This window comes from Streptomyces sp. E11-3 (genome assembly GCF_046540415.1).
Classification (GTDB): Bacteria; Actinomycetota; Actinomycetes; order Streptomycetales; family Streptomycetaceae; genus Streptomyces.
Map to the genome: position 1 here is coordinate 294,729 of NZ_JAZGRL010000001.1, position 26,106 is coordinate 320,834.

General features: G+C 71.7%; 29 protein-coding genes and 1 pseudogene. 13 read left to right on the top strand and 17 right to left on the bottom strand.

The genetic code is table 11. The features are described from left to right. Positions 1-40: 40 nt before the first annotated feature. Positions 41-115 carry a 50S ribosomal protein bL37 gene (locus U9R90_RS01290; RefSeq protein ID WP_371657075.1) on the bottom strand — a complete coding sequence of 25 codons (75 nt, stop codon included), beginning with the start codon at positions 113-115 and terminating at the stop codon, positions 41-43. A gap of 146 nt (positions 116-261) precedes the next feature. On the opposite strand from U9R90_RS01290, the gene U9R90_RS01295 reads away from it, so the two are divergent. Then, positions 262-750 carry a glutathione peroxidase gene (locus U9R90_RS01295; protein ID WP_411054484.1) on the top strand — a complete coding sequence of 163 codons (489 nt, stop codon included), beginning with the start codon at positions 262-264 and terminating at the stop codon, positions 748-750. A gap of 131 nt (positions 751-881) precedes the next feature. Here the strand turns inward: U9R90_RS01295 and U9R90_RS01300 are convergent, their stop codons facing one another. Then, positions 882-2,108, bottom strand: coding sequence for an acyl-CoA dehydrogenase family protein (locus tag U9R90_RS01300; protein WP_411054485.1), 1,227 nt, complete (start codon positions 2,106-2,108; stop codon positions 882-884). 152 nt (positions 2,109-2,260) lie between these two features. Here U9R90_RS01300 and U9R90_RS01305 point away from each other — a divergent pair, with 152 nt between their 5' ends. Continuing rightward, positions 2,261-2,908: a TetR family transcriptional regulator gene (locus U9R90_RS01305; protein WP_411054486.1), complete on the top strand. Its 648-nt coding sequence runs from the start codon at positions 2,261-2,263 to the stop codon at positions 2,906-2,908. Between the two features lie 118 nt (positions 2,909-3,026). On the opposite strand, the gene def is transcribed toward U9R90_RS01305, so the two are convergent. Beyond that, complete coding sequence (def, locus tag U9R90_RS01310) at positions 3,027-3,566, bottom strand: peptide deformylase (protein ID WP_411054487.1); 540 nt, start codon at positions 3,564-3,566, stop codon at positions 3,027-3,029. 140 nt (positions 3,567-3,706) lie between these two features. Here def and U9R90_RS01315 point away from each other — a divergent pair, with 140 nt between their 5' ends. The 6 genes from U9R90_RS01315 (at position 3,707) to U9R90_RS01340 (ending at position 10,367) form a co-directional block, all read left to right on the top strand. Beyond that, on the top strand, positions 3,707-4,945 hold the full coding sequence (locus U9R90_RS01315; RefSeq protein ID WP_411054488.1) for a MurT ligase domain-containing protein: 1,239 nt from the start codon (positions 3,707-3,709) through the stop codon (positions 4,943-4,945). A gap of 29 nt (positions 4,946-4,974) precedes the next feature. After that, positions 4,975-5,703 carry a type 1 glutamine amidotransferase gene (locus U9R90_RS01320; RefSeq protein WP_411054489.1) on the top strand — a complete coding sequence of 243 codons (729 nt, stop codon included), beginning with the start codon at positions 4,975-4,977 and terminating at the stop codon, positions 5,701-5,703. A 137-nt stretch (positions 5,704-5,840) separates the two neighbouring features. Then, complete coding sequence (locus U9R90_RS01325; RefSeq protein WP_411054490.1) at positions 5,841-6,866, top strand: 6-phosphofructokinase; 1,026 nt, start codon at positions 5,841-5,843, stop codon at positions 6,864-6,866. Positions 6,867-6,964: 98 nt separating this feature from the next. Further along, entirely contained in the window at positions 6,965-7,918 is a 954-nt protein-coding gene (locus U9R90_RS01330; RefSeq protein ID WP_411054491.1) for a cytochrome c oxidase assembly protein, read from the top strand. A gap of 87 nt (positions 7,919-8,005) precedes the next feature. Continuing rightward, a complete protein-coding gene (locus U9R90_RS01335) occupies positions 8,006-8,164 on the top strand; it encodes a hypothetical protein (protein WP_411054492.1) in 159 nt (52 codons plus the stop codon). Between the two features lie 418 nt (positions 8,165-8,582). Further along, positions 8,583-10,367 carry a LuxR C-terminal-related transcriptional regulator gene (locus U9R90_RS01340; RefSeq protein ID WP_411054493.1) on the top strand — a complete coding sequence of 595 codons (1,785 nt, stop codon included), beginning with the start codon at positions 8,583-8,585 and terminating at the stop codon, positions 10,365-10,367. Between the two features lie 60 nt (positions 10,368-10,427). Here the strand turns inward: U9R90_RS01340 and U9R90_RS01345 are convergent, their stop codons facing one another. The 7 genes and pseudogenes from U9R90_RS01345 to U9R90_RS01375 form a co-directional block, all read right to left on the bottom strand. Beyond that, positions 10,428-12,671 carry a xanthine dehydrogenase family protein molybdopterin-binding subunit gene (locus U9R90_RS01345; protein ID WP_411054494.1) on the bottom strand — a complete coding sequence of 748 codons (2,244 nt, stop codon included), beginning with the start codon at positions 12,669-12,671 and terminating at the stop codon, positions 10,428-10,430. After that, on the bottom strand, positions 12,671-13,648 hold the full coding sequence (locus U9R90_RS01350) for an FAD binding domain-containing protein (protein WP_411054495.1): 978 nt from the start codon (positions 13,646-13,648) through the stop codon (positions 12,671-12,673). The genes U9R90_RS01345 and U9R90_RS01350 overlap by 1 nt, the downstream gene beginning before the upstream one ends. A 2-nt stretch (positions 13,649-13,650) precedes the next feature. Next, on the bottom strand, positions 13,651-14,262 hold the full coding sequence (locus U9R90_RS01355; RefSeq protein ID WP_411054496.1) for a (2Fe-2S)-binding protein: 612 nt from the start codon (positions 14,260-14,262) through the stop codon (positions 13,651-13,653). 252 nt (positions 14,263-14,514) lie between these two features. Beyond that, positions 14,515-14,838, bottom strand: a complete 324-nt coding sequence (locus tag U9R90_RS01360; RefSeq protein WP_411054497.1) for an ATP-binding cassette domain-containing protein — start codon at positions 14,836-14,838, stop codon at positions 14,515-14,517. After that, the gene (locus U9R90_RS01365; RefSeq protein ID WP_411054498.1) at positions 14,825-14,986 is read right to left on the bottom strand and encodes a hypothetical protein; all 162 of its coding nucleotides are present in this window, start codon (positions 14,984-14,986) and stop codon (positions 14,825-14,827) included. The genes U9R90_RS01360 and U9R90_RS01365 overlap by 14 nt, the downstream gene beginning before the upstream one ends. Before the next feature lie 30 nt (positions 14,987-15,016). After that, positions 15,017-15,274: a DUF2933 domain-containing protein gene (locus U9R90_RS01370; protein WP_411054499.1), complete on the bottom strand. Its 258-nt coding sequence runs from the start codon at positions 15,272-15,274 to the stop codon at positions 15,017-15,019. Positions 15,275-15,701: 427 nt separating this feature from the next. After that, positions 15,702-16,081: pseudogene (locus U9R90_RS01375) on the bottom strand (pyruvate formate-lyase 1-activating enzyme); the annotation flags it as partial. A gap of 220 nt (positions 16,082-16,301) precedes the next feature. Between U9R90_RS01375 and U9R90_RS01380 the strand changes: the two are divergent. From U9R90_RS01380 to U9R90_RS01400, 5 genes are all read left to right on the top strand, one after another. Then, entirely contained in the window at positions 16,302-17,552 is a 1,251-nt protein-coding gene (locus U9R90_RS01380) for a globin domain-containing protein (RefSeq protein ID WP_411054500.1), read from the top strand. Positions 17,553-17,606: 54 nt separating this feature from the next. Continuing rightward, on the top strand, positions 17,607-17,981 hold the full coding sequence (locus tag U9R90_RS01385; protein ID WP_411054501.1) for a hypothetical protein: 375 nt from the start codon (positions 17,607-17,609) through the stop codon (positions 17,979-17,981). Positions 17,982-18,251: 270 nt separating this feature from the next. Further along, on the top strand, positions 18,252-18,977 hold the full coding sequence (locus U9R90_RS01390) for a lysophospholipid acyltransferase family protein (protein ID WP_411054502.1): 726 nt from the start codon (positions 18,252-18,254) through the stop codon (positions 18,975-18,977). A 132-nt stretch (positions 18,978-19,109) separates the two neighbouring features. Then, positions 19,110-20,159, top strand: coding sequence for an NAD-dependent epimerase/dehydratase family protein (locus U9R90_RS01395; protein WP_411054503.1), 1,050 nt, complete (start codon positions 19,110-19,112; stop codon positions 20,157-20,159). A gap of 1 nt (position 20,160) precedes the next feature. Continuing rightward, entirely contained in the window at positions 20,161-20,646 is a 486-nt protein-coding gene (locus U9R90_RS01400; protein ID WP_411054504.1) for a YbaK/EbsC family protein, read from the top strand. 10 nt (positions 20,647-20,656) lie between these two features. On the opposite strand, the gene U9R90_RS01405 is transcribed toward U9R90_RS01400, so the two are convergent. The 7 genes from U9R90_RS01405 to U9R90_RS01435 all read right to left on the bottom strand — a co-directional run bounded on the left by U9R90_RS01405 (position 20,657) and on the right by U9R90_RS01435 (position 25,993). Next, positions 20,657-21,454, bottom strand: coding sequence for an urease accessory protein UreD (locus U9R90_RS01405; protein WP_411054505.1), 798 nt, complete (start codon positions 21,452-21,454; stop codon positions 20,657-20,659). Beyond that, on the bottom strand, positions 21,451-22,137 hold the full coding sequence (gene ureG, locus U9R90_RS01410; protein WP_411054506.1) for an urease accessory protein UreG: 687 nt from the start codon (positions 22,135-22,137) through the stop codon (positions 21,451-21,453). The genes U9R90_RS01405 and ureG overlap by 4 nt, the downstream gene beginning before the upstream one ends. A gap of 107 nt (positions 22,138-22,244) precedes the next feature. Continuing rightward, the gene (locus U9R90_RS01415) at positions 22,245-22,919 is read right to left on the bottom strand and encodes an urease accessory protein UreF (RefSeq protein ID WP_411054507.1); all 675 of its coding nucleotides are present in this window, start codon (positions 22,917-22,919) and stop codon (positions 22,245-22,247) included. Between the two features lie 23 nt (positions 22,920-22,942). Beyond that, positions 22,943-24,664, bottom strand: coding sequence for an urease subunit alpha (locus tag U9R90_RS01420; protein ID WP_411054508.1), 1,722 nt, complete (start codon positions 24,662-24,664; stop codon positions 22,943-22,945). After that, positions 24,657-24,968 carry an urease subunit beta gene (locus U9R90_RS01425; protein ID WP_411054509.1) on the bottom strand — a complete coding sequence of 104 codons (312 nt, stop codon included), beginning with the start codon at positions 24,966-24,968 and terminating at the stop codon, positions 24,657-24,659. The genes U9R90_RS01420 and U9R90_RS01425 overlap by 8 nt, the downstream gene beginning before the upstream one ends. 14 nt (positions 24,969-24,982) lie before the next feature. Continuing rightward, complete coding sequence (locus U9R90_RS01430) at positions 24,983-25,285, bottom strand: urease subunit gamma (RefSeq protein WP_411054510.1); 303 nt, start codon at positions 25,283-25,285, stop codon at positions 24,983-24,985. 81 nt (positions 25,286-25,366) lie between these two features. Continuing rightward, positions 25,367-25,993 carry a TetR/AcrR family transcriptional regulator gene (locus tag U9R90_RS01435; protein ID WP_411054511.1) on the bottom strand — a complete coding sequence of 209 codons (627 nt, stop codon included), beginning with the start codon at positions 25,991-25,993 and terminating at the stop codon, positions 25,367-25,369. Between the last annotated feature and the right edge of the window lie 113 nt (positions 25,994-26,106).

Sequence of the window (26,106 nt, forward strand, 5' to 3'; positions counted from 1 at the left end):
CCCGCCCAGCTGGGCGGGCGACCGGCCGTTCTCGTGACGCTCAGGTGTTGGGGCGCTTTCCGTGGTTGGCGCTCTTCTTCTTCCGGGCGCGCCGCTTGTTGCCTCGCTTCGACATCGGCAGACATCTCCTTATTTCAGGACTTGCCCATTCCGTAGCGAGTCTAGATTCGCCCCATGGACACCGCTACCGCTCAGCCACCGCCGCCCCGGATGGCAGGATGCACTCGACCGAGCAGTACATGAAGGCACCGAGGAGATGGAATGAGCCTGTACGACATCGCCCTGCGCACCCTGACCGGTGAACCCACCACGCTCGGCGCCTTCAAGGGCCAGGCCGTTCTGGTGGTCAATGTCGCCTCCCGGTGCGGGCTGACCCCGCAGTACGCGGGCCTGGAGCGGCTGCAGCAGCAGTACGGCGAACGGGGTTTCACGGTGCTGGGGGTGCCGTGCAACCAGTTCGCCGGGCAGGAGCCGGGCAGCGCCGACGAGATCGAGACCTTCTGCTCGACGACCTACGGCGTCAGTTTCCCGCTGCTGGAGAAGGCCGACGTCAACGGCTCCGGACGGCACCCGCTGTACGAGCAGCTGACCGGCACCCCGGACGCGGAGGGCGCAGCCGGGGATGTCCAGTGGAACTTCGAGAAGTTCGTCATTTCCCGCGACGGCGAGGTCGTGGGCCGCTTCCGGCCGCGCACGGAGCCCGATGCCGCCGAGCTCGTCGCGGCCATCGAGGCGCAGCTGCCCGCCTGAGCGGCAGTAGGCGCCGTCGTGCCGCCCTCTCCGCTTCCACGGAGGGGGCGGCACCGATGTTTCACGTGCAACATCCACCCATAACGGCGGATTGTCAGACTGGTCGGCGACCCGAAGGGCGGGGTTCAAGGTCAGCGGATCGGCATGCCCGACAGGGTGCGGGCGATGACCAGGCGCTGGATCTCGCTGGTGCCTTCGAAGATGGTGTAGATCGCCGCGTCCCGGTGCATCCGCTCGACCGGGTACTCGCGGGTGAAGCCGTTGCCGCCGAGGATCTGGACGGCCTGGGCAGTGACCTTCTTGGCGGTCTCACTGGCGAACAGCTTCGACATGGACCCCTCGGCCGAGGTGAACTTCTTGCCGGTGGTGGCCATCCAGGAGGCGCGCCAGACCAGCAGCCGGGCCGCGTCGATCTGCGTCCGCATATCGGCCAGTTGGAAGGCGACGCCCTGGTTGTCGATGATCGGGCGGCCGAACTGGGTGCGCGTCTTGGCGTACTCCAGGGCCTCCTCGTACGCGGCTCGCGCGGTGCCCACCGCCATCGCGCCGACCGCCGGGCGGGAGGCCTCGAAGGTGGCCATCGCGGCGTTCTTGACGCGCTCGCCACCGGACTTGGCGCGCTCCCGGGCGCGGGCCAGGCGCTCGTCGAGCTTGTCCTTGCCGCCGAGCAGGCAGTGGCCGGGGACCCGGACGTCCTCCAGGACGACCTCGGCGGTGTGCGAGGCGCGGATGCCGTGCTTCTTGAACTTCTGCCCCTGGGACAGGCCGGGTGTCGCGGGCGGGACGATGAAGGAGGCGTGGCCCTTGGAGCCGAGCCCGGGGTCGACGACGGCCACCACGACATGGACACCCGCGATGCCGCCGTTGGTCGCCCAGGTCTTGGTGCCGTTCAGCACCCACTCGTCCTTGGCCTCGTCGTATACCGCGCGGGTGCGCATCGCGCCGACGTCGGACCCGGCGTCCGGCTCGGACGAGCAGAAGGCGGCGACCTTCACGTCGTCGACGTCACCGTACATCTGCGGTACCCAGGTGCCGATCTGCTCCTCGGTGCCGTTGGCGAGGACGCCGACCGCCGCCAGGCCGGTGCCGACGATCGACAGGGCGATTCCGGCGTCACCCCAGAAGAGCTCCTCCATGGCCATCGGGATGCCGAGCCCGGTCGGGTCGAAGAACTGCTGGGCGTAGAAGTCGAGGGAGTAGATGCCGACCTTCGCGGCCTCCTGGATGACGGGCCAAGGGGTCTCCTCGCGCTCGTCCCACTCGGCGGCCGCGGGGCGGATCACCTCGGCGGCGAACCCGTGGAGCCAGTCCCGGACCTCCTTCTGCTCGTCGCTCAGCTCCATGGTGAACTCGGCCATGTCCCCTCCAGCACCTTGTTACTTACGGTAACCCGAGTCTGTTACCGGCTGGTAGGCGCTGTCAACTCCCGACCGCTCGTTCGAGAGAACAGCGGACGGGAGTGCTACGTTGCGCGTTGCGTCACGGAATATCACGGGCGGGGAGAACCACCATGGAGACGACCACACAGCGGACCGACCAGGAACGGTCGGCGGAGCGCAGGCGGCGCGAGTTGCTGGAAGCCGCCGACCGGGTGGTGCTCCGCGACGGGCCCGGCGCCTCGATGAACGCCATCGCCGCCGAGGCCGGAATCACCAAGCCGATCCTCTACCGGCACTTCGGCGACAAGGGCGGGCTGTACACGGCGCTCGCCAAGCGGCACACCGACGCCCTGCTGGACGCCCTGCGCGCCGCGCTCGACGCCCCGGCCCAGCGCCGGGAGCGGGTCGAGGCCACGCTGGACACCTATCTCGCGGCCATCGAGGCGCGGCCGCAGGTGTACCGGTTCCTGATGCACCCGTCCGAGACCGCGCCCCAGGGCGAGCAGGGCTTCGACGTCGGCCTGCACTCCGCTCCGGTGCTGCGCAGGCTCGGCGAGGAGCTCGCCAAGGTCATCGCGGAGCGGGTCGACCTCGGGCCCGACAGCGAGCAGCTGGCGCGGGTCTGGGGGCACGGCATCGTCGGGATGATGCACGCGGCGGGCGACTGGTGGCTCGGCGAACGGCCCTGCTCCCGCGCCCAGTTGGTGCGCACCCTGGCGGATCTACTGTGGGGGCGGCTCGCCGCGGCCGGTGACCGCGTCGGCGGCCCCGCGTTCTGACCGCCGTACCCCAGGGACCGCCGTACGCCAGGAACTGCCGTACCCCGGGAACTGCCGTACCCCGGGAACTGCCGTACCCCGGGGACTAACGAACGAGAAAAGCCAACGAAGTGAAGAACTACCGGCTCCAGGGCGCCCGGCGGGCGGCCCGCAGCACCCGGCCGCGGCGCCAGCCGGTGAGCCGGTCCGGGTAGACCCGGCCCTCCAGGTGGTCGCACTCGTGTTGCAGACAGCGGGCGAAGAACCCGGTGCCTTCGACGCGCACCGGCTCCCCCTGCAGGTCGACGCCCTCCACCAGGGCGCGGTCGAAGCGCGGGGTGCCCGCCTCGAGCCCGGGCAGCGAGAGGCAGCCCTCGGGACCGCGGACGCTCACCCCGTCCGCCTCGACCAGGCGCGGGTTCACCACGTGGCCGAGGTGGCGGCGGTCCTCGTCGTCGGGGCAGTCGTACACGAAGACCCGCTGGGCGACACCGATCTGGTTCGCGGCGAGGCCGACGCCCTCGGCCGCGTACATCGTGGCGTACAGGTCCTCCACCAGCCGGGCCAGCGGTGGCCCGAAGTCGGTGACCTCCTCGCACGGGGAGTGCAGCACCGGATCACCGAGCAGACTCATCGGTCGTACACGCCCGGAGCTGCCCGGGATGGAAGCCTGTCGCATGGACGCAAGGGTACGTTCCGCCCAAGCCGCGCCCTCACGGCGGTGCCGTGGTTCGGGGCCCGGCGCGGATCTCGATAGGCTGAGGCCAGACCAGTGCTGGGGGGCAGGCGCAGCGCCGTATGCAAGGAGGATCTAGGACGATGTCAGGGAACACGGACCCGCTGTCGCCGCGGGCCAAGCTGGCCGTGACGGCGGGCAAGGCGGCCGCTGCGGTATCGCGAGCCGCGGGCCGCGGCAGCGGATCGGTGATCGGCGGCCGGGTGGCCCTCAAGCTCGACCCGGAGCTGCTCGGGCGGCTCGCCCAGCACCTCGACGTGATCCTGGTCTCGGCGACGAACGGCAAGACCACCACCACCCGGCTGATCGCCGAGGCACTCGGCGCCGCGGGCCCGGTGGTGTCGAACGCGCTGGGCGCGAACATGCCCGCCGGGATCACCTCTGCGCTGGCCGGCGGCTCGGACGCCAAGTTCGGTGTGATCGAGGTCGACGAGAAGTACCTCGCGGGTGTCGCGCGCGATGTGGCGCCCAAGGCCATAGCGCTGCTGAACCTCTCCCGCGACCAGCTCGACCGCGCCGGTGAGACCCGGATGCTCGCCGAGCGCTGGCGGGAGGGCCTGTCGGGCTCCAAGGCCGTCATCATCGCCAACGCCGACGACCCGCTGGTGGTGTGGGCGGCGTCCTCGTCGCCGAACGTGGTGTGGGTCGCGGCGGGCCAGGAGTGGAAGGACGACGCCTGGTCCTGCCCGTCGTGCGGCGGTGTGATGCAGCGTCCCGGCGACGACTGGTTCTGCGGCGAGTGCGGTTTCCGCCGTCCGGCGCCGAGTTGGGCCCTGAGCGGCGACCACGTCCTGGACCCGCACGGCTCGGCGTGGCCGATCCATCTGCAGCTGCCGGGCCGGGCGAACAAGGCCAACGCCGCCAGCTCCGCCGCGGTCGCCGCGGTGTTCGGGGTGCCGCCGCAGGTGGCGCTGGAGCGGATGTACCAGGTGCAGGCGGTGGCCGGCCGGTACGACGTGGTGCAGTTCCAGGGCCGTGACCTGCGGCTGCTGCTGGCCAAGAACCCCGCGGGCTGGCTGGAGACGTTCTCGCTGATCGACCCGCCGCCGTCCCCGGTGCTGCTGTCGGTGAACGCGCGCGGCGCCGACGGCACCGACACCTCGTGGCTGTGGGACGTCGACTACACCCGGCTCGCCGGGCACCCGATCTTCGTCATCGGCGACCGCAGGCTCGACCTCGCGGTGCGCCTGGAGGTCGCGGGCCTGGACTTCCGGGTCTGCGAGACGGTCGACGAGGCGGTGCAGCTGGCCCCGCCCGGACGGATCGAGGTCATCGCGAACTACACCGCGTTCCAGGACCTGCGCCGCCGCGTCGGCAACTAGCCCCACCAGACTCGTAAGGACGGATCAGCATGAGTGACAACAGCCTGCGTCTGGTGTGGGTCTACCCGGACCTGCTCAGCACGTACGGCGACCAGGGCAACGTCCTGGTCGTGGAACGCCGGGCCCGGCAGCGCGGCCTGCAGGTCGAGCGCTACGACGTACGCAGCGACCAGCCGGTGCCGACATCCGGTGACATCTACCTGATCGGCGGCGGTGAGGACCGGCCGCAGCGCCTCGCGGCCGAGCGGCTGCGCCGGGACGGTGGCCTGGGCCGCGCGGCCTCCAACGGCGCCATCGTGTTCTCGGTCTGCGCGGGCTACCAGATCCTCGGCCACGAGTTCATCAACGACCTCGGCGAGCGGGAGCCGGGCCTCGGCCTGCTCGACGTGGTGTCCACCCGCGGCGAGGGTGCGCGGTGCGTGGGTGACGTCCTGGGCGACATCGACGAGCGGCTCGGGCTGCCGCAGCTCACGGGCTTCGAGAACCACCAGGGCGTCACGCACATCGGCCCCTCGGCGCGGCCGCTGGCGCGGGTGCGCCTGGGCCAGGGCAACGGCACCGGGGACGGCACCGAAGGCGCGTACAACGACACGGTGTTCGGGACGTACATGCACGGTCCGGTGCTGGCCCGCAATCCGCAGATCGCGGATCTGCTGCTGAAGCTGGCCCTGGACGTGAACGCGCTGCCGCCGGCCGACGACCGCTGGTACGAGGCGCTGCGGGGCGAGCGGATCGCCGCGGCGACCCAGCCCGCCTGACGCGGCGTTTGTAGGGTCCTCCAAGGTCCGGCAGCTGGGACTGATTCGGCCCCGTCACTTGGCACTAGTAGGGTGACGGGGTCTTTGCCGGACGACGTGGTCCGGTCTTCCGCCCACGTTGCAAAGGTTCTTGGGCCATGCGTATTGGTGTCCTCACCTCCGGCGGCGACTGCCCCGGCCTGAACGCTGTCATCCGTTCGGTCGTGCATCGCGCTGTGGTCGACCACGGTGACGAGGTCATCGGCTTCCACGACGGGTGGAAGGGCCTGTTGGAGTGCGACTACCGCAAGCTCGACCTGGACGCCGTGAGCGGCATCCTGGCCCGCGGCGGCACCATCCTCGGCTCCTCGCGGGTGCAGCCCGCGCAGCTCCGTAACGGCGTCGAACTGGCCAAGGGCCACCTTGAGGAGCTGGAGCTCGACGCGGTCATCCCGATCGGCGGCGAGGGCACCCTCAAGGCGGCCCGGCTGCTGTCCGACGGCGGTCTGCCCATCGTGGGCGTACCGAAGACCATCGACAACGACATCGCGGTCACCGACGTCACCTTCGGCTTCGACACCGCCGTCGGCGTGGCCACCGAGGCCCTGGACCGGCTCAAGACCACCGCCGAGTCGCACCAGCGGGTCCTGATCGTGGAGGTCATGGGCCGGCACACCGGATGGATCGCGCTGAACTCGGGCATGGCCGCCGGTGCGCACGCCATCGTCGTACCGGAACGCCCCTTCGACATCGCCGAGCTGGCCGAGCGGGTCGGCGAACGGTTCTCGCAGGGCAAGAAGTTCGCGATCGTCGTCGTCGCCGAGGGCGCCAAGCCGCGCCCGGGCACCATGGAGTACGACGAGGGCGGCAAGGACATCTACGGGCACGAGCGGTTCCAGGGCATCGCCCGGGAGCTCTCCATCCAGCTGGAACAGCGGCTCGGCAAGGAGGCCCGCCCGGTGATCCTCGGCCATGTGCAGCGCGGCGGCACCCCGACCGCCTACGACCGGGTGCTCGCCACCCGCTTCGGCTGGCACGCGGTGGAGGCGGTACACCGCGGCGAGTTCGGGATGATGACGGCGCTGCGCGGCACGGACATCGTGATGGCGCCGCTCGCCGAAGCGGTGGAAACCCTCAAGACGGTGCCCGACGAGCGGTACGCCGAGGCCGAGACCGTCCTCTGACCCCAGCCCGTCGCTCATACGTCCGCCCCCGCCCGCAGTCGCGTGCGGGGGCGGTTCTACTCTGGTTCGGACAACCGGCACGAATCAGGAGCGAGCGGATGGCAGATCACAGCGGACACGGCATGATGATGGATCTGCCGCCGTTCACGCTGGGGCGGGGTCTGGAACTGTCGTTGGACCCCTTCTTCCTGATCGGCTCCCTGGCGGCGCTGGGTCTGTACGGCTGGGGTGTGACGCGTCTGGTGCGCCGCGGGGACGCCTGGCCCGTCGGCCGTACGGTCGGGTTCGTGCTCGGGGTGCTGAGCATCGCGCTGGTGATGTGCACCAAGCTGAACGACTACGGCATGGTCATGTTCAGCGTCCACATGGTGCAGCACATGGTGATCAGCATGCTGTCGCCGATCCTGCTGCTGCTCGGGGCGCCGATGACGCTGGCGCTGCGGGCCCTGCCGGTCGCCGGCCGCGGCCGCAAGGGGCCACGGGAGCTGCTCCTCGCCCTGCTGCACAGCCGCTATATGCGGGTGATCACCCATCCGGCCTTCACGCTCCCGATGTTCATCGCGAGCCTGTACGGGCTGTACTTCACCTCGCTCTTCGACTTCCTGATGGAGTCCAAGACCGGACACACCTTCATGATGGTGCACTTCCTCATGGTGGGTGTGGTGTTCTTCTGGCCGATCATGGGTGTGGACCCGGGGCCGCAGCGGCCCGGCTATGTGATGCGGATGCTGGAGCTCTTCGCGGGCATGCCGTTCCACGCGTTCTTCGGAATCGCCCTGATGATGGCGTCCCAGCCGATGATCGGCACGTATATGGACCCGCCGGCGTCGCTCGGCATCGACGCGCTCAGCGACCAGGAGGCCGCGGGCGGTATCGCCTGGGCCTTCAGCGAGATCCCGTCCGTGGTGGTGCTGGTGGCGCTGCTGTTCCAGTGGCGCCGCTCCGAGGACCGGGAGGCCCGGCGCAAGGACCGGGCCGCCGACCGGGACGGGGACAAGGAGCTGGCGGAGTACAACGCCTATCTGGCGTCGCTGCACGCGCGTGGGCGCTAGCGGAAGTGGGTCTTCGCGGGAGACCATGACCTAACGGTCGCGGTGCGGGCGCAGCTCGCGTCCGGCTTCCCGGAGGAGGGTGTCGCGATGCCCGGTTCTACGAAGACGATGGGCGTGATGACCGTCGGAGGGCTCGTCGTGGTGACGGCCTACACGGCGGCGCTCGGCAGCAACGGCTGGCTGTGGTTCGGCTGGGTGGTGCTGGGGCTGATCACGCTGGCGATGGCACTGTCCCGCCCTACCTGAGGGCCTGTTTCTGCGCGCGGGCCGCGGCTGTGCCCGAGCGGAGGCTGTCCCTGGCTGCCTGAGCGGGGCTGTTCTGGCTGTCTGAGCGGGGTTGCCCCTGGCTGCCTGAGCGGGGCTGCCCCTGTGACTGAGCGGGCCCCCGCGCCCGAGGAGGGGCGCGGGGGCCCGCTCGGGCGCCCGTCGCGTGCGCCTGTCCCGGCACCCCGGTGACCACTGTCCGCACACGGTTGCATACTGTGGTGGCGTGCCGGGCGCCCCGGCGCGCTGACAGCGTCACGCACGCCGGATTTGGGGGGCTTGCATGGAGCCGGGAGACAACCGTTTCGGACCAGGGGCGGTGCCACCGCCACCGGGGCAGCCGCCCGCCTACGGTCCGCCTCCCCCGCCACAGTTCCCGCCCNCGCTGGTACGTGCCGCCGTGTACGCCGACGCCTCGGCGCGGCAGCGGGCCCTGGCGCACCGGGCGCTCGCCGCCGAGCTGGCCCAGCGGCACGAGCCGGTCCTCGCCGAGCAGGCCATACGCCATCGCGCGCTCGCCGCGACCGGCCCGGACGAGGAGCTGGCGCGGGCTCTGGAGGCCGGGGCCGCGGAGGCCGGGCGGCGCGGCGGGCTCGCGGCGGCGGCGGCAGTGCTGCACCGGGCCGCACGCCTGAGCCCCACGCGGGAGCAGCACACCAGGCGGCTGACGGCCGCCGCGTACGCCGCCTGGAAGTCGGGCAATCCGCAGCTCGCGCGTCCGATCGTACGGGAGGCCCTGACCCGGCCCGCGGACGAGGCCACCGAGCTCGAACTGGTCCGGTTGCAGGGCATGATGGAGCTCTGGGGCGGCGAGCAGGAGGCGGCGGTTGCCCGGCTGCTGCACGGCGCCGAACTGCTGGCCGGACGGTCCAGGGACCGCGCGGTGGCACTGGCGTTCATGGCCGTGGACGGGGCGCTGCGGGCCGACCAGCTGGACGAGGCGCTGCGCGCGGCGGAGCAGATCGAGACCGCGGGCGATCACGATCCCGGATATGCCAGGTACGGGCGGTGGCTCGCGGACTCGCTGTGCGACCGGCCGCGGCATGACCTGTCGCCCTGGCAGTTGCTCCAGGAGGCCCCGGTTTCGCTCGGGCCCGGCGACGCGCACCGCTGGCTGTGGCCCGCGGCGCTCGGCAGGTTCGGGACGCCGCCCCGGCAGGCTCGTGCCTTCGCCGTCGAGGCGTGCGCCCACTTCGACGCCGCGGGGATGCTGGCCGTCCGCGTACTGCTGCTGTTCTGGTTGGCCGAGTTGGAGTACGGGCTCGGGCTGTGGGAGGACTGCGAGGCCCGGATACGGGAGGGGCTGCGGGCGGCGCGGGATGTGGGCCAACCCGTGCTGGAGGCGGATCTGCTGGCTCTGTCGGCCCTGTTGGGTGCCGGGCGCGGGCGGGAGGAGCTGTGTCGCGAGCACGCCGAGCGGGCGCAGGCCCTGGCGGTGCCGCAGGGCAACCGGGCGGCGGCGGGCACCGCGCAGTGGGCGCTGGGCCGTCTCGCGCTCGGTGCGGGTGCGTACGACGAGGCCTGCGAGCGCCTTGCCCTGCTCGGACGGCCCGGATCGCCGTTCGCCCACCGCCAGGTGGCCCGGCGGGCCGTGCTCGACGTGGTGGAGGCGCAGGTGCGCGCGGGTCGCCCGGAGGGCGCCGAACGGGCGGCGGGGGCGTTCGGTGAGTGGGCGGATCAGAGCACCCTGGGGTGGCCCCAGCTGCACCGGCACAGCCTGCGCGCCCTGCTCGCGGAGGGCGACGCGGCGGACAAGCACTTCCGGGCCGCCCTGGCCACGCCGGGCGCGGCGGACGACCCGTACACCCTGGCCCGTACGACGCTGCTGTACGGCGAGTGGCTGCGACGCACCCGCCACGAAGGGGAGGCCAGGGCCCAACTGCGGTCCGCTTTGGAGGTGTTGGAGGGGCTCGGCGCGGGCCGGGAGGCGGAGCGGGCCCGGACCCAGCTGCGGGCGGCGGGCGGCTCGCCGCGGCGGCGCGGGGGCGATCCCACGGCCCGGTTGACCGTCCAGGAGCTGCAGGTCGCCCGGCTGGCGGCGGCGGGCCTGAGCAACCGGGAGATCGGCGCGCGGCTCTCGGTGAGCCCACGTACCGTCGGCTACCACCTGTACAAGGTCTTCCCCAAGTTGGGGATCAGCAGCCGCTCCCAGTTGCGCGACGCGGACTTGGGCGCGGTGGACTGACGCCCTGTCGTGGTGCGCGGCTGGGAGCGGCTTCGAAACGGCTTGGCAGCGGCAGCGGCGTCAGTCCACCAACTTGTCGGGCGTGAGCGGCAGTTCGGTGATCCGCTTGCCGGTGGCGTGGTACACCGCGTTGGCGATGGCCGCCGCGACGCCCACCGCACTCACCTCGCCCAGGCCCTTGCTGCCGATCGGGTGGGCCAGCGTGTCGGGTTTGTCGATGAACCGCACATCGAGGTCGGGGACGTCCGCGTTGACCGGGATGTGGTAGTCGGTGAACGCGGGCCCGATGTAGCGGCCGGAGACCGGGTCGGGGGTCAGCTGTTCCATCAGCGCCCAGCCCATCCCGAACACGATGCCGCCCTGCGCCTGGTTCCGCGCGGCCTTGTGGTTCGTCACCCGGCCGACGTCGAACACGGCGACATGCCGGGTGACCCGGACTCTGGGCAGGGCGGGGTTGATGCGTACCTCGGTGAAGTGCGCGCCGAACGAGGCCACGGAGTGGGAGGTCTTTGGCTCGTAGAGGCCATCCCCCACGATCGGTTCGCCGCCGTGACGGTTGAGCAGGGCGCGGTAGGTCTCGCCGCGTTTGGTGTCATCGCGGTGGAACAACCGGCCGTCGCCCGCCGCGACCTCCCCCGGCGGCAGCCCGTACAGCGGCGACTCGCGGTCCCCGACAGCCATCCGTACGGCCTTGCCGCGGGCCTGCTCCGCGGCGAGATACACGGCGGAACCGGTGTAACCCGTCGTCCGCGAGCCCGCATTGCCCGCGGTCCTGGGCAACTCGGTGTCCCCCACCCGGACGTCCACCCTGGGCAGCGGCAGCCCGGTCCCGGCCGCCGCGATCTGGGCGACCTGCGTGAGCGTGCCGGTGCCGATCTCCTGGGTGGCGGTGCGCACCTGCCCCGTGCCGTCGGCCCGGATCTCCACCTCGGCGCGCGCCGTGTCGTCGCGCTGCCCGTGTACGGCGGTGGCCATGCCGTAGCCGACCAACTCCCCTCCCTCGCGCAGCGATCGGGGCTTGGCCGGGCGGTCGGACCAGCCGAAGCGTTCCGCGCCCAGCTCGTAGGCCTCCAGCAGGTGCTTGGCGCTCCACGGGCGGCCGGTGAGCGGGTCCTTGGTGAGGTGGTTGCGGCGGCGCAGCTCCAGCGGGTCCAGGCCGATCTCGTACGCCAGCTCGTCCATGGCGCTCTCCAGCGCGAACGAGCCGGGGGCGTCACCGGGCGCCCGGAGGTTGACGGACGGGCCGATGTTCACCGAGGCGACCTGCGCCGATGCCGAAAGGACGGGCGCGGCATAGGTGTTGGCGGTGGCGACGATCGCGGGCTCGGGCCGGTCGCCGCGCATCTCGGTCGCGTTGACGGTGTCGTGCAGGATCACCGCGAGCTTGCCGCCGCGGTCCGCGCCGAGCCGGATGCGTTGGATGATCGGCGGCTGGTGGCCGGTGCCGGTGAAGACCTGCTTACGGGTCAGGACGAGCCGGACCGGACGCCGGACGACCCGGGCGGCGGCCGCCGCGAGCAGGGTGTGCGCCCAGGGGTCGGTCTTGCTGCCGAACGCGCCGCCGACCAGCGGCGACAGGACGCGTACGCGCTCCTTGGGCAGCCCGAAGACGGTGGCCACGACCTGGCGGTGCTTGTGCACGTTCTGGCTGCAGTCGCGCAGCGTGAGGGTGCCGTCCTGCCAGGAGGCGAGCACGGCGCCCGGCTCCATCGGGGCGTGGCTGTAGTGCGGCACCCGGTAACTGGAGTCGGTACGGACCTCGGCGCTCTCCAGCGCGGCCTGCGGGTCCGCGCCGGGCGGCAGGACGACCCGCTGCGGCCACGGCGGCCGGATCAGGCGGCCGGTGGCGGTGTGGGCGTCGGGGAGCGCATCGTCGAGGGTGGGCACGGGGGTGTGCTCCGCGTAGTCGACGGCGACCAGGGACGCGGCATGCTCGGCCTGTTCCGGCGTCCGGGCGACCACGACGGCGAGGTACTGCCCGTAGTAGGTAATACGGTCGTCGGCGAGCGGAAATCGGTCCTCGATGTAGTCGGCGTCGGCGGGGGTGCCCTGCCACGGCATCCGGTCGCGGTGGGTGAGGACGGCGAGCACGCCGGGCGCGGCCGCCGCCCGCTTCGTGCCGATGCCGCGGACCCGGCCCGCCGATACGGTGCTGGCGACGAGTGCGGCGTGCACCATGCGCGGGAGCCGTGCGTCGGCGGCGTAGACGGCCTTTCCGGTGACCTTGTCGCGGGCCTCCACGCGGTTGACCGGCGCGCCGATGCCCTCTGTTGGCACCTCGCTCGCCGCGGTCCTGGGCGTCATCACGCACCTCCGAGTTCGGTGAGGGCCTGCCGTACGACTTCCTGGGCCAGGCGCACCTTGTACGTGTTGTCGGGGCGGGGCGTGGCGCCGCGGGTCGCCGCCCGCGCGGCGGCGTCGATGGCGTCGTCGTCCAACGGGCGCCCGCGCAGGGCCTGTTCGGCGGCCTTGGCCCGCCAGGGTTTGGGCGCGACACCGCCCAGCGCGATCCGCGCCGAGCGGACCGTGCCGCCGCGCAGTTCCACGGCGACGGCGGCCGAGGCCAGCGCGAAAGCGTACGAGGCGCGCTCGCGGAACTTGACGTAGTGGGAGTGCGCGGACGCGGCCCGCGGCGGCATTTCCACGGCGAGCACGATCTCGTCGCGGCGCAGGGCGACTTCGCGCTGGGGCGCCTTGCCGGGCAGCCGGTGGAAGGCGTCGATGGGGATACGTCGCTCGCCGCGAGGCCCGCGTACCAGGATCTCGGCGTCCAGGGCCTGGAGGGCGACGGCACAGTCCGACGGATGGACGGCGACGCAGGACCCGCTGGTGCCGAGAATGGCATGACGGCTGCTGTCCCCGGCCAGGGCAGCGCAACCCGAGCCGGGGTCACGGCGGTTGCAGTCGAACTCGGGCTGTCGGTAGTACGGGCAGCGCACCCGCTGGAGCAGGTTGCCACCGAAGGTGGCGCGGTTGCGGATCTGCGGGGACGCGCCGGAGCGCAGCGCCTCGACGAGAACGGGAAAGTCCCGCGCGATGCGTGCGTCCGTGGTGGCGTTGCGGCACAGGGCGCCGATGCGCAGCCCTCCGTCCGGCCGTGCGGTAACCGTGTCGAGGGCGAGCCCGCCCAGGTCGATGAGGTGACTGGGCCGTCGCACGCGGTCGCGCATCAGGGTCGTCAGATCGGTACCACCGGCGATGACCGCGGCCCTGGGGTGCTCGGCGAGCACCCGGACGGCCTGGCCGACGCTCTCGGCGCGGACGTACTGGAACGGGTCCACGGCTACCGCCCCTTCGCCTGCGTCGTCGCGGCCGATGCCGTCTCGATGGCGTCCCTGATGTTGCAGTAGGCGGCGCACCGGCAGAGGTTGCCGCTCATCGCCTCGGGGATCCGGTCCTTGGTGATACCGGGCTCCTCGGAGAGCAGCCCGACGGCGGACACGATCTGCCCCGACGTGCAGAACCCACACTGGAACGCGTCATGGTCCATGAACGCCTGCTGCACGGGGTGCAGCCGGTCGCCGTCCGCGATCCCCTCGACCGTGGTCACCTCCTGGCCGTCGTGCAGCACGGCGAAGGTGAGGCAGGACAGCACGCGCTGCCCGTCGAGCAGGACGGTGCAGGCCCCGCACGCGCCTTGATTGCAGCCCTTCTTGGGCCCCGTGGTGCCCGCGTGCTCGCGCAGCGCGTCGAGCAGACTGGTGCGTGGGTCGAGGTCCAGCGTCAGGTCCTGCCCGTTGACGGTGAGCGCGAGCCTGCGCGGCGCCCCCTCGGAAACGGCGGCCGCCGCGGGCGCGGCCAGGTGGGGGGCGACCGCCAGGGCCGCGCCGATGGTGACGCCACCGCGCACGACGGTGCGTCTGGTGGGCTTGGGGGACGACGCCTCATCCGGCATGAAGTGCTCCTCTCAGGGACACCTCCAGCCTTTCCGGCCGCCACACCGCCTGCATCTGTCACTTCGACTGGTCTGCTCCGCGGCCCGGCTGCGAGCCGGTGTCGTCCGCTGGAGCCCCTTCGTTCCTTCGCCATCAAGCGGCTTGGTTGCGCGCGGTACCCGTCGCGAGGCGCGGTACACGGATCGGGCGCATGGTGGAACGGAAGAGCAGGATCACGGCCAGAGCGAGTACGGCGATCCAGCCCAGTGCGATCAGCAGGGCGGCGGTCTCGTCGAAGCCAGGGGTGAGGGCCGCGTCGGCCAGCACGCGGGTGGCGCCGTAGCCGGGCGCGGGCAGTGGCCCAGGCGCCCCGCGTGCACCACCGTCCCGGCGTCCGGGGCCAAGGCGCCGACGAGGATCTTCATCAAGGTGCTCTTGCCTGCGCCGTTCTCCCCCACCAGCCCTACCACCTCACCCGGCGCGAGGGCCAGGTCGACGCCCCGCAGGACGGGGAGCCGGTGGCGGCTCGGCCAGGTGCCACGCCGGTAGCTCTTCTCGATGCCGGTGGCCTGCAGCAGCACGTCATGGCCGGTCATGGCCGGTCACCTCGCCAGGGGAGTGCGGGGTGTACGCGGGGAGTGCGGGGTGTACGCGGGGCGGGTGGGCGAGGTGGCTCATCCGGGCCTGGTAGACGGCACCGGCCAGGATGGCCACCCCGAGCAGTGAGGCGACGACCGCGGACATGGCACGCTCCGGCTTCCAGGGCGCGAGCTGTCAGTCCCGCCGGTGCGGGCGGTCGTACTTGGCCAACGGATCGTCGTCCAGCCGGGACTCGTCAGAGGCGTCGTGGCCGCCGTGCTTGCCACCGCCGCCGTGCATGCCACGCATCATGAAGAGCATCATCAGCGGGCAGACCAGCACGATGGCCAGGATGGCGAGCGTGCCCACCGGCACGCCCAGGCTCAGGACGCCGACCACGGCTATCGACACCGCGATGGCGTACAGGCCGTAGTTACGTTGGTTGGTGTTCATCGTGAGCCTCCTCGAAAGCGTGCCCTTCGGGATCTGCGGTCAGCTCCTACGGGGCTCGACGCCCGTGTCCTCCCATCGCCTCACCCTCACCCTCGACCCCGTACGGCAGGCGCGTCGTGGGCCGAAGGGGCCAGCACACCCCGCCGGTGGACCCTTACCCGGCGGGGGTATACGGCTTCGGTCCGCGACAGGACGTAGAAAAAGCGCACAGCAGAAACGGGAAGGACCCATTCGCTTCTCGCGAATCCTGATTGCGTGGTGCGCGGCTGCTGGCCGCTGCTCCGCGTCCTTTTCAGGTCCTTCCCGCTGACTTCATCCCACCACGCCACACCCAGCACCACCAGGGCCGATGAGTCCATCAGATCGGACCGTTCGGCCCTCAGATCCTGTTTCTGAACCCCCGCCTGCGCCCCGACGCCGCGGCCGTTCAATACGCGGTCAGACCCAGCTCGCGGAACTGATCCCGTACCCGCCCGACCATGTCGGGTCCCGGCGTCGGGGTGTTCCGGTGCCGAGACCGGCGAGGAAGCGGGCGAGTCCGTACACGGCATGCGGTGAGTCGGTCCAGCCGGGGAGCAGTACGTACCGGATCCACATCCGGTTGCCGAGCCGGTCCAGGCGGGTGGCGAAGTCCAGGGTGGGCGCGAGTTCGCCGCCGGTCAGCTCCCGATAGGTGCGGACGTCGAAGGACTTGATGTCCAGGAGGACCAGGTCGGCGTCGGCGAGGAGTTCGTCGGTGGCGCGGACGCCCAGGAAGCCGGAGGTGTCCAGGGACGTGTGCAGTCCGGCCTCCTTACAGCGGCGTAGGCCGGGGACAGGGCCCGCGGGGAGTGCGTCGCAGGTCCGTCCGGCCCTGGTGGAGCAGCCCTGGTGGGGCCGAAGCGCCCGAAGCGGTGGGCCCTTCGGCCCCTCTTCGGCCCACGGCGGCGAAACGGCACCGAAACACAGTCGGGTGCCTGCTACACAGAAGAGCGCCGCCCCAGATGATGCGGCTTCTTCCACGTCATCCGCCTTGTCCGGAGGTCCCATGCTGTCCGCAGAATCCGCCGCCCTCATCCGGGCCACGCTGCCCGCTGTGGGCGGAGCGCTCGACGAGATCACCACCCGGTTCTACGGCGCGATGTTCCGCGACCGGCCGGAGCTGCTCGACGGGATGTTCAACCGTGGCAACCAGGCCAGCGGCGCGCAGCGGCGTGCCCTCGCCGGGTCGATCGCCGGGTTCGCGACCGCCCTGCTGGAGGATCCGGACACCCGCCCGGACACGCTTCTGGACCGGATCGCGCACAAGCACGCGGCGGTCGGGGTCACCGACGACCAGTACACGATCGTGCACAAGTACCTGTTCGGCGCGATAGCCGAGGTGCTGGGCGACGCGGTCACCCCGGAGGTGGCCGCCGCCTGGGACGAGGTCTACTGGTTGATGGCCGGCGCCCTGATCGGCAAGGAGGCGCGCCTGTACCAGGACGCGGGCGTCCAGCCCGGCCGGATCTGGCGGCAGTGGGCGGTCGTCGAGCGCACCGCCGAAACCCCCGACACGGTGTCCTTCCTGCTGCGCCCGGCAGACGGCGAACCGGCACCGCGGGCACGGGCGGGCCAGTACGTGAGCGTGCGCGTCCGGATGCCCGACGGGGTGCACCAGCTGCGCCAGTACAGCCTGTCCTCCGACCCGGGCGGTGATGTGCGGCGGATCACCGTGAAGCGGGTCGCGGGGACCGCCGACACGCCGGACGGCGAGGTCTCCAGCCAGTTGCACGACCACCTCCGCGAGGGGGACGAACTGGCTCTGTCCGCGCCCTTCGGTGACGTGTTCCTCGATGACCCGGCCGACGGCCTGGCCGATGGCCCGGCTGGGGCCTCAGCCGATGCCGCCGCCCCCGTCATCCTGGTCTCCGCGGGCATCGGCTGTACCCCGATGACCGGCATCCTGGCACACCTCGCCGCCCACGACGCGACCCGCCCGGTGCTGGTCCTGCACGCAGACCGCTCCCCCGGCGACCACGCCCTGCGCACCGAGACCCATGAGCTGGTCGGGCAACTGCCCGGCGCTCGCGCCGTGTTCTGGTACGAGCACCCCGGCCTGGAGGAACCCGACGCCCGCGAGGGCCAGATGAACCTCGACGGGATCGAAATTCCGGACAGCGCCACGGTGTTCCTGTGCGGCCCGCTCCCCTTCATGCGCGACGTCCGCGCACAGCTGCTGGGCGCCGGGGTTCCGGCCCGGAGCATCCGCTACGAGGTCTTCGGGCCCGACCTGTGGCTCCCCGGCACCGCGGCCTGAGCCGCACCGAACGAGCCGCACCGAACGTCCCCACTTCCTGCGGGAGGAATCCGTATGACCAGCGACCACACCCAGACCACGGCCACCGTGCGGCTGCGTTCGGACGGCGCGGTGGACGACGAGACCCTGGCGTACGCGCGCAGGAAGATCGACGCCGTGCTGAGCAGGCCGGGGCTGCCCGCCGTCACCGGCGAGGTGCGCGTCGTGCGAGCGGCCGCGCACCACGCCGGCCGCCCCTGGTCTGCCACGGCCGACCTGCACGTCGGCAGGTGGCGCGTCGTCGTCCTCGCGGAGGAGGCAACGGGCGCGGAGGCCATCGATCAGCTCCAGGACCGTCTGCGCCGCCAGACCGACAAGGCCGCCCACGCCGGGCACGAGGGTCACCGGACGGCGGCACCGCCGTGGCGCGGGGGCCCACCGTCCGAGTGAGTACGAGTGAGTACGAGGGAGTACGAGGGAGTACGAGGGAGTACACGTGAGCACGCGTGAGTCCGCGATGAACACGGCCCGGTCGGCGCATGCCGACCGGGCCGTCCGCCGTCGCCGCACACCGTCTGATCACCGGACGAAATAGCCTGAGTCCGATCAGGCGTGGTTACGGCCGACGGGACATGCACCTACACTTCCCCATCTGAAACGCCCGTTGAGCTGGTCGAACGCAACCCCCAGAGCCGACTCGGTACAGTTGGGAGCGCCCCGATGTTCTACTACGTGCTCAAATACGTGTTACTGGGGCCGTTGCTGCGGTTGATGTTCCGCCCTCGGATCGAGGGCGTTGAGCATGTGCCGGAGTCCGGCGCGGCGATCATCGCGGGCAATCATCTGTCGTTCTCCGACCATTTCCTGATGCCCGCGGTGATCAAACGGCGCATCACCTTCCTGGCGAAGGCGGAGTACTTCACGGGCCCCGGCATCAAGGGGCGGCTCATCGCCTCGTTCTTCCGCAGCGCGGGGCAGATCCCGGTGGACCGCTCCGGCAAGGACGCGGGACAGGCCGCGATCCGCGAGGGACTCGGGGTGCTGCGCAGGAAGGAGCTGCTCGGCATCTACCCGGAAGGCACTCGCTCGCACGACGGGCGGCTGTACAAGGGCAAGGTCGGGGTCGCCGTGATGGCGATCAAGGCGGGAGTGCCGGTGGTGCCGTGCGCGATGATCGGCACGTTCGAGGCGCAGCCTCCGGGACAGATCATGCCGACGTTCAAGCGGGTGACGATCCGCTTCGGTCAGCCGCTGGACTTCACCCGGTTCGCGGGCATGGAGAACGAGAAGGCCGCGCTGCGCGCCGTGACGGACGAGATCATGTACGCGATCCTCGGGCTGTCCGGGCAGGAGTACGTGGACCGGTACGCGGCCCAGGTGAAGGCCGAGGAGCAGGTGGAGCGGGCCGAGCAGCCGAAGAAATTCCCCCGGATGCCGCTGAGTTGACTCCCGCTGTCGGCTGCCGAGGGGCGACGGGCGGCTGCCGACGGGCGGGGACGCGCGGATCAGCTGAGCGGGTAATCCGCGCAGGGCGAAACAGCCTGGGGGTCGGGTGCCCCGGCGACGTACGGTCCGTTCATGAATCATGTGGTGGTCATCGGGGCGACGGGACAGATCGGGCGGGCCGCGGTACGGGCGCTCGCCGAGGACGGCTGGGAGGTGACGGCCGCGTCGCGCGGGGCCGGGCGGGACGCGTCCTGGCCGGACACGGTGCGGGCGGCGCGGCTGGACCGGGAGGACGACGCGGCGCTGGCCGCGGTGATCGGGGACGGTTGCGATCTGGTGGTCGACATGGTCGCCTTCCACGCCCGGCACGCCCGGCAGTTGACGGCGCTTGGCGACCGGATCGGCTCGGCGGTCGTGGTGTCCAGCGCGTCCGTGTACGGGGACGACCAGGGCCGCACCTTCGACACCCAGGACGAGCCCGACGGGTTTCCCCGGTACCCGGTGCCGATTCCGGAGACGCAGCGCACGGTGGCCGCGGGCGAGGGGACGTACCCCACCCGGAAGGCGGCCATCGAGCGGGAACTCCTCGCGGCGGGCGACCAGTTGCCGGTGACGCTGGTGCGCGCGGGCGCGGTGCACGGACCGTACTGCCGTACGCCACGTGAGCTGTACTTCGTCAAGCGGGCCCTGGACGGGCGGCGCACCCGCGTGCTGGCGCGCGGCGGGGCGAACCGCTTCCATCCGGTGAGCGTGCGCAACATCGCCGAGCTCGTGCGGCTCGCCGCGGCGCGGCCGGGGTCGCGGGCGGTCAACGCCGGTGATCCCGAGGCGCCGACGGTCGCGGAGATCGGGGCGGCGATCGACGCGGTGATGGGGGTCGAGAGCGAGACTGTGCTCGTTGACGGCCCGCCGCCGGAGGCGTCCGTCGGGCTGACGCCCTGGGATGTGCCACATCCGGTGGTACTCGACATGGCGCTGGCCGAACGGGAGTTGGGCTATCGGCCGGTGACCGGGTACGCCGACGCGCTGCCCGAGACGGTGGAGTGGCTGGAGCGGCAGCTGCGCGGGGCCGGGTCCGACTGGCGTCAGGCCTTTCCGAAGATGGCGGCGAACTACGATGCGGGTGGTGATCTCTTCGACTATGCCGCTGAGGACGCCTGGTTGAAGCGGCGGGAGGCCTGAAGTGAGCGAGCACGTCCTGTACGACAAATTGATCGGCCTGTTGGGGGAGCACTCGGCGACGTACCGCGTCATCGAGCACGAGCCCGAGGGCGCCACCGAGGCGGTGTCCGCGCTGCGCGGCAACACCCTCGCGCAGGCGGCCAAGTGCATCGTCGTGATGGTGAAGGTGACCAAGAAGTCGAAGCGCTATGTGCTGGCCGTGGTGCCCGGTAACCGGCGGGTCGATCTCGGTGCGGTGAAGGCACTGTTCGACGGCGTCTACGCGGGGTTCGCGACCCCGGAGGTGGCGGAGCGGCTCGCCGGGTCGGTGAGCGGGACGATTCTGCCGTTCTCCTTCGACCCGGAGCTGGAGTTGGTCGTGGACCCGGCGCTGCTCGAACACGAGGAGCTGTACTTCAACGCGGCCCGGCTGGACCGCTCGTTGGCCCTGCGCACCGCGGACTACGAGAGCATCGCCCAGCCTCGTAGGGCTCCGATCTCCCAGTGACCGCGTCCCCTCACCCCAGGATGCGTACGGCGTCGTCGAGGACCCGGCGCAGCCGCAGAGCGTCGGGGGCCACGGCGGTGACGAGCACCGCGGGTCCGGCGAGCGGGGTCAGGGCGGCGTACTCCCCCAGGGTGCGCGGCTCGGGCAGCTGCGCGGCGAACTCCGGGCGTACGACGAGGAGTTGACCGACGGCCCGGTGTCCGCCCAGGACGGCCGGGCCGTCCCAGCCGCCGGGCGCGCCCGGGCCGCAGGCCAGTTCCTGGTCGAGCAGCACCTGGCCCGCGTGCCGCAGTGTCAGCCGGGTGGTCAGCCGTCCTGGGGCCTCCCCCGACCGGCCGAGCACCTGCTCCTCGCGTAGCAGCAGCCGGGCGTCCGGGGCGAGTTCGGCGTGGGTGGTGACCCGCAGGTCACTCCCGTACGCCGAGATGAGCTGCTCCGGCAGCCAGTGCAGCTCGGCGCCTGCGCCGACCTTGAGCCGTACGGCGTAGTGCGCGGGCTCCTTGGCCTGTCCCGGCAGCGCGATCGTGGCGGCGGCCGAACCGATCCGCAGCCGCGCCCCCGCACACGCCTCGGCCTCGACAGCGAGGCGGTCGCCGCCGAGCGGAGCACTCATCGCACCGACGAGGGTGACCCGGGCCTCGGACCCGGTGGCGCGGGTGCGCCGCACGGCGAACGGCCCCTCACCGTCGAGTACGGGCAGCGCGGTGCCGCCGCGCGCGTCCGGCTCGGCGACGATCCGGGCCGTGGCACGGACCCCCGCCGTCGGCGCCGCCTGCGTGCCGAGGGCGGGCGTCACGGTGAGGGTCATCGGGCGGTCCAGTCGGTGAGCCGTTCCCGTACCCAGGCGGCGACGGCCGCGACACCCTCGTCGGAGCGCAGGGACTGGAAGACGACGGGGAGTTCGGCGCGCTGCTCCTTGGCGTCGCGGGCCATGCGTGCCAGGTCGGAGCCGACGTGCGGGGCGAGGTCGGTCTTGTTGACGACCAGGAGGTCGGCGGTGGTCACGCCGGGGCCGCCCTTGCGGGGGATGTCGTCGCCGCCCGCGACATCGATGACGAAGATCTGGGCGTCGACCAGGCCCTTGGAGAAGGTGGCGGTGAGGTTGTCGCCACCGGACTCGACGAGGATCAGGTCGAGCGGGCCGACCTCGTCCTCCAGGTCCTCGACGGCTTCGAGGTTGGCGGAGATGTCGTCACGGATGGCCGTGTGCGGGCAGGCCCCGGTCTCCACCGCGGTGATCCGCTCGGGCGGCAGCACCGCCTCGCGCAGCAGGAACGCGGCATCCTCGCGGGTGTAGATGTCATTGGTGACGACGGCGAGCGAGACCGTGTCGCGCAGGGCCCGGCACAGGGCGGCGACAGTCGCGGTCTTGCCGGAGCCGACCGGCCCGCCGAGGCCGATCCGCAGCGCGCGCCGGGTGCCATCGGGGCGCAGGGCGTCGGCGCTGTGGGTGTGCCGCTCGGGGTAGGTGGTGGCGTGGTCGAGGTGCATGGTGCGGCTCCAAGGGTTGCTGGGCGGTGGTGCGCACCCAGTGCGTGGTGCGTGGTGCGTGGTGCGTAGTGCGTGGTGCGTGGTGCGTAGTGCGTGGTACGCGGCGCTCAGGACGCGAACAGGCGTACGGGCCAGCCGCCGTGCGCCTCCGCGCTGATCTCCAGCAGCGGCGCGGAGGCGGCGGGCAGTGCGTCGACACCGCTGTCGAGTGCGCGCCGGGCGGCGTTGGTCGCGTGGTCGGCGATGCGGTCGACCTCGGGGGCGAGCCGGGCCAGTACCGCGGTGGCGTCGAAGGGGTCCAGGCTGAGCAGCCGTACGGTCGCGGTCGCCGGGCCGCTGAGGTTCTCGTACGCGGCGCAGTACGCGGCGTCCTCGGGCCCGAGCCCCGCGGCGCGGGCGGCGAGCCCGAGCACCACGGGCTGGTGGGCGCCGCGCGGCCGGGCCGCGGCGAGCGCGTCGAGCTCGGCCGACGGCCAGGTGGCGCGGGCCGCCCGCATCAGCTGGCGGCCCAGCTTTCGGGCCGCGGTACGCAGCGCGGCCGACGGGGTGCGGGCGTCCGCGGCCCCGTCGAGCTCCAGCGGGTCCACGCCGAGCGCGGCAGCCGCCGCGAGGGCGGCCGCGGTCAGGCCCGTGGTGTGCAGCCGCCCCTGGCAGAACTCGGCCAGGCTCGCGGCGTCGGTGACGCGGCCCGCGGCGACCGCCGCCTCGGCCCCGCCGGAGTGCGCGTGCCCGCCGGCGGGGAAGCGGCCGTCGGCAAGTACGAGCAGTGCGGCTCTGGACATCCCTGGCTCCCTCCTGTCACGTCTCAGAAGAGGAAGTAGCGCTGGGCCATGGGCAGTTCGGCGGCGGGTGCGGCCTCGACGAGTTCGCCGTCGATGGTGACGGCGAAGCTGTCGGGGTCGACCCGCACCTGGGGCCTGGCGTCGTTCTCGCGCATGTCCGCCTTGGTGACCTGGCGGGTGCTGTGGATCGCGGCGAACTCCTTGCCGAGGCCGAGCCGTTCGGGCAGCCCGTCGTCCAGCGCCGCCTGGGTCACGAAGTTGAGCGAGTTGGAGCCCGGCGCCCGGCCCGTCGCGCCGAACATGGGGCGCGGCAGCACCGGCTGCGGGGTGGGGATGGAGGCGTTGGCGTCACCCATCTGCGCGTACGCGATCTGCCCGCCCTTGATGACCAGTTGCGGCTTGACGCCGAAGAAGGCGGGGTCCCACAGCACCAGGTCGGCGAGCTTGCCGGACTCCACCGAGCCGACCTCGGCGTCCAGGCCCTGGGCGACGGCGGGGTTGATGGTGTATTTGGCGACATAGCGACGGGCCCGGAGGTTGTCCGCGCGAGTGTCCCCTGGCAGCAGGCCGCGCCGCCGCTTCATCACGTGCGCGGTCTGCCAGGTGCGCAGGATGACCTCGCCGATGCGGCCCATCGCCTGGGAGTCCGAGGAGATGATCGAGATCGCGCCGAGGTCGTGCAGGATGTCCTCGGCCGCGATGGTGGACGGCCTGATCCGGGACTCGGCGAAGGCCAGGTCCTCGGGGACGGCCGGGTTGAGGTGGTGGCAGACCATCAGCATGTCGAGGTGTTCCTCGATGGTGTTGACGGTGTGCGGCCGGGTCGGATTGGTCGAGCTGGGCAGGATGTTGGGCTCGGAGACGACCGTGATGATGTCCGGCGCGTGCCCGCCGCCCGCTCCCTCGGTGTGGTACGCGTGCAGGGTGCGCCCGGCGATCGCCGCCAGCGTGTCACCGACGAACCCCGCCTCGTTCAGGGTGTCCGTGTGGATGGCGAGCTGGGCGCCGGTCTCGTCGCAGACGCCCAGTGCCGCGTCGATGACGGCGGGGGTGGCCCCCCAGTCCTCGTGGATCTTCAACCCGAGCGCGCCGCCGCGCAGTTGGGAGAGCATCGCCTCGCGCGAGACGGTGTTGCCCTTGCCGAGCAGCCCGAGGTTGACCGGGTACTGCTCCATGGACTCCAGCATCCGGGCGAGGTGCCAGGGGCCCGGGGTGACGGTGGTGGCTTTGCTGCCTTCGGCGGGTCCGGTGCCGCCACCGACGAGCGTGGTGATGCCGGAAGCCAGGGCCTCGTCGGCGAGTTGCGGGCATATGAAGTGCACATGGGCGTCGATGGCGCCCGCCGTGACGATCTTGCCGTTGCCCGCGATGATCTCGGTCTCCGGGCCGATGACCAGGTCCGGGTGTACGCCGTCCATGGTGTCGGGGTTCCCGGCCTTGCCGATGCCGGTGATCCGGCCGTCCCGGATGCCGAGGTCGGCCTTGACGATGCCCCAGTGGTCGAGGATCACCACGCCGGTGATGACGGTGTCGGGGGCGCCGTCGGCGCGGGTGGCGCGGGACTGGCCCATCGACTCGCGGATGACCTTGCCGCCGCCGAACACCGCCTCGTCCCCCGCGAGTCCGGGTCCGCCCGAGCGGTCCTCCTCGATCTCGACGAGCAGGTCGGTGTCGGCGAGGCGGATACGGTCGCCGGTGGTGGGGCCGAACAGGTCGGCGTAGGCGGCACGTGTCAGTTCAGCCATCGAGGGCACCTCCGGTCTCACCGCGCAGGCCGGGAACGATCCGCTCCCCGGCCAGGGGTACGAGTTCCACGTCGACGGGAATGCCGGGCTCGAAGCGGACGGCGGTCCCGGCCGCGATGTGCAGCCGCAGCCCGCGGGCGGCCGCGCGGTCGAATTCCAGGCCCGGGTTGGCCTCGGCGAAGTGGTAGTGGGAGCCGACCTGGACGGGCCGGTCGGCGCGGTTCAGGACGGTGAGTCGGGTGGTGGCACGGCCCTCGTTGAGGAGCACCGGCTCGTCGGCGAAGAAGATCTCTCCGGGGATCATCGGCTCATCCCCCGTCAGACGATCGGGTCGTGGACGGTGACGAGTTTGGTGCCATCCGGGAAGGTGGCCTCGACCTGGACGTCGTGGAGCATCTCGGGTATGCCGTCCATGACGTCGCCGCGGGTCAGGAGCTTGCGCCCGGACGACATCAGCTCGGCGACGGACCTGCCGTCGCGGGCGCCCTCGAGTATGTGCGAGGTGATCAGCGCGACGGCTTCGGGGTGGTTGAGTCTCAGGCCCCGCGCTCGGCGCTTCTCGGCCACGTCGGCCGCCACATGGATAAGCAGCCGTTCCTGTTCATGCGGGGTCAGTTGCACGCGCCACCTCACAGTTGATGTCCCCTGGGGGAAGAGGTTGCACGTTAATGCGGAAGTTTTTCCGATGCGTTAACTGGTGGGTCAACTGGCTCGGGGTTGCCCCATGGACATCAGGCCGCGCAGCCCCTCCGTCATCGACTGCACCGTCACCTCTCCGAACAGCGCCTGCTGGGCCGCGAAGCCCTGCGCCATGGCGATCATGGTCCGGGCGACGCTGTCGGCGGGGACGTCCGCACGCATCAGCCCGGCGTCCTGGTAGGCCCGGACGATGCGCACCCAGGCCTCCCGCACCTTGGTGTAGCCGTCGCGCAGCAGGGCGGACAGTTCGTCGTTGCGGAGCGTCTCCGTCCAGGCCTGGATCATCAGCCGCGGGAAGCCTGACTCCCCCTCGTAGGTGATCCCGGTATCAGGCCGGAGCACCTTGGTCAGGATCTCCTCCATCAGCACATCGGGGGGCGGCGGCGGGCTCTGCCGCAGTGCTGTCTCGAAGGCGCCGCGGATGATGTCGAGCACTTCACCGACGACGGCGCCGATCAGCTCTTCCTTGCCGCTGAAGTAGCGGTAGACCGCGCCCGCCGACAGGTCGACCTCACGCAGGACGTCCTGCATGGACGTGGCGTGGAATCCATTACGCGCGAAGCAGCGCGCGGCACCGTCCAGGATCTGGCGGCGGCGGGCATCGAGGTGTTCCTGGGATACGCGAGCCATGCGCCCAAAGTAAAACGAATATTCATTCTTGACAAGGACAGCACCCGGCGGGACAGTGGGCCCACGGAAAACGAACGATCCTTCTCTTTGATCACCGAGGCGAATCGAGGGGC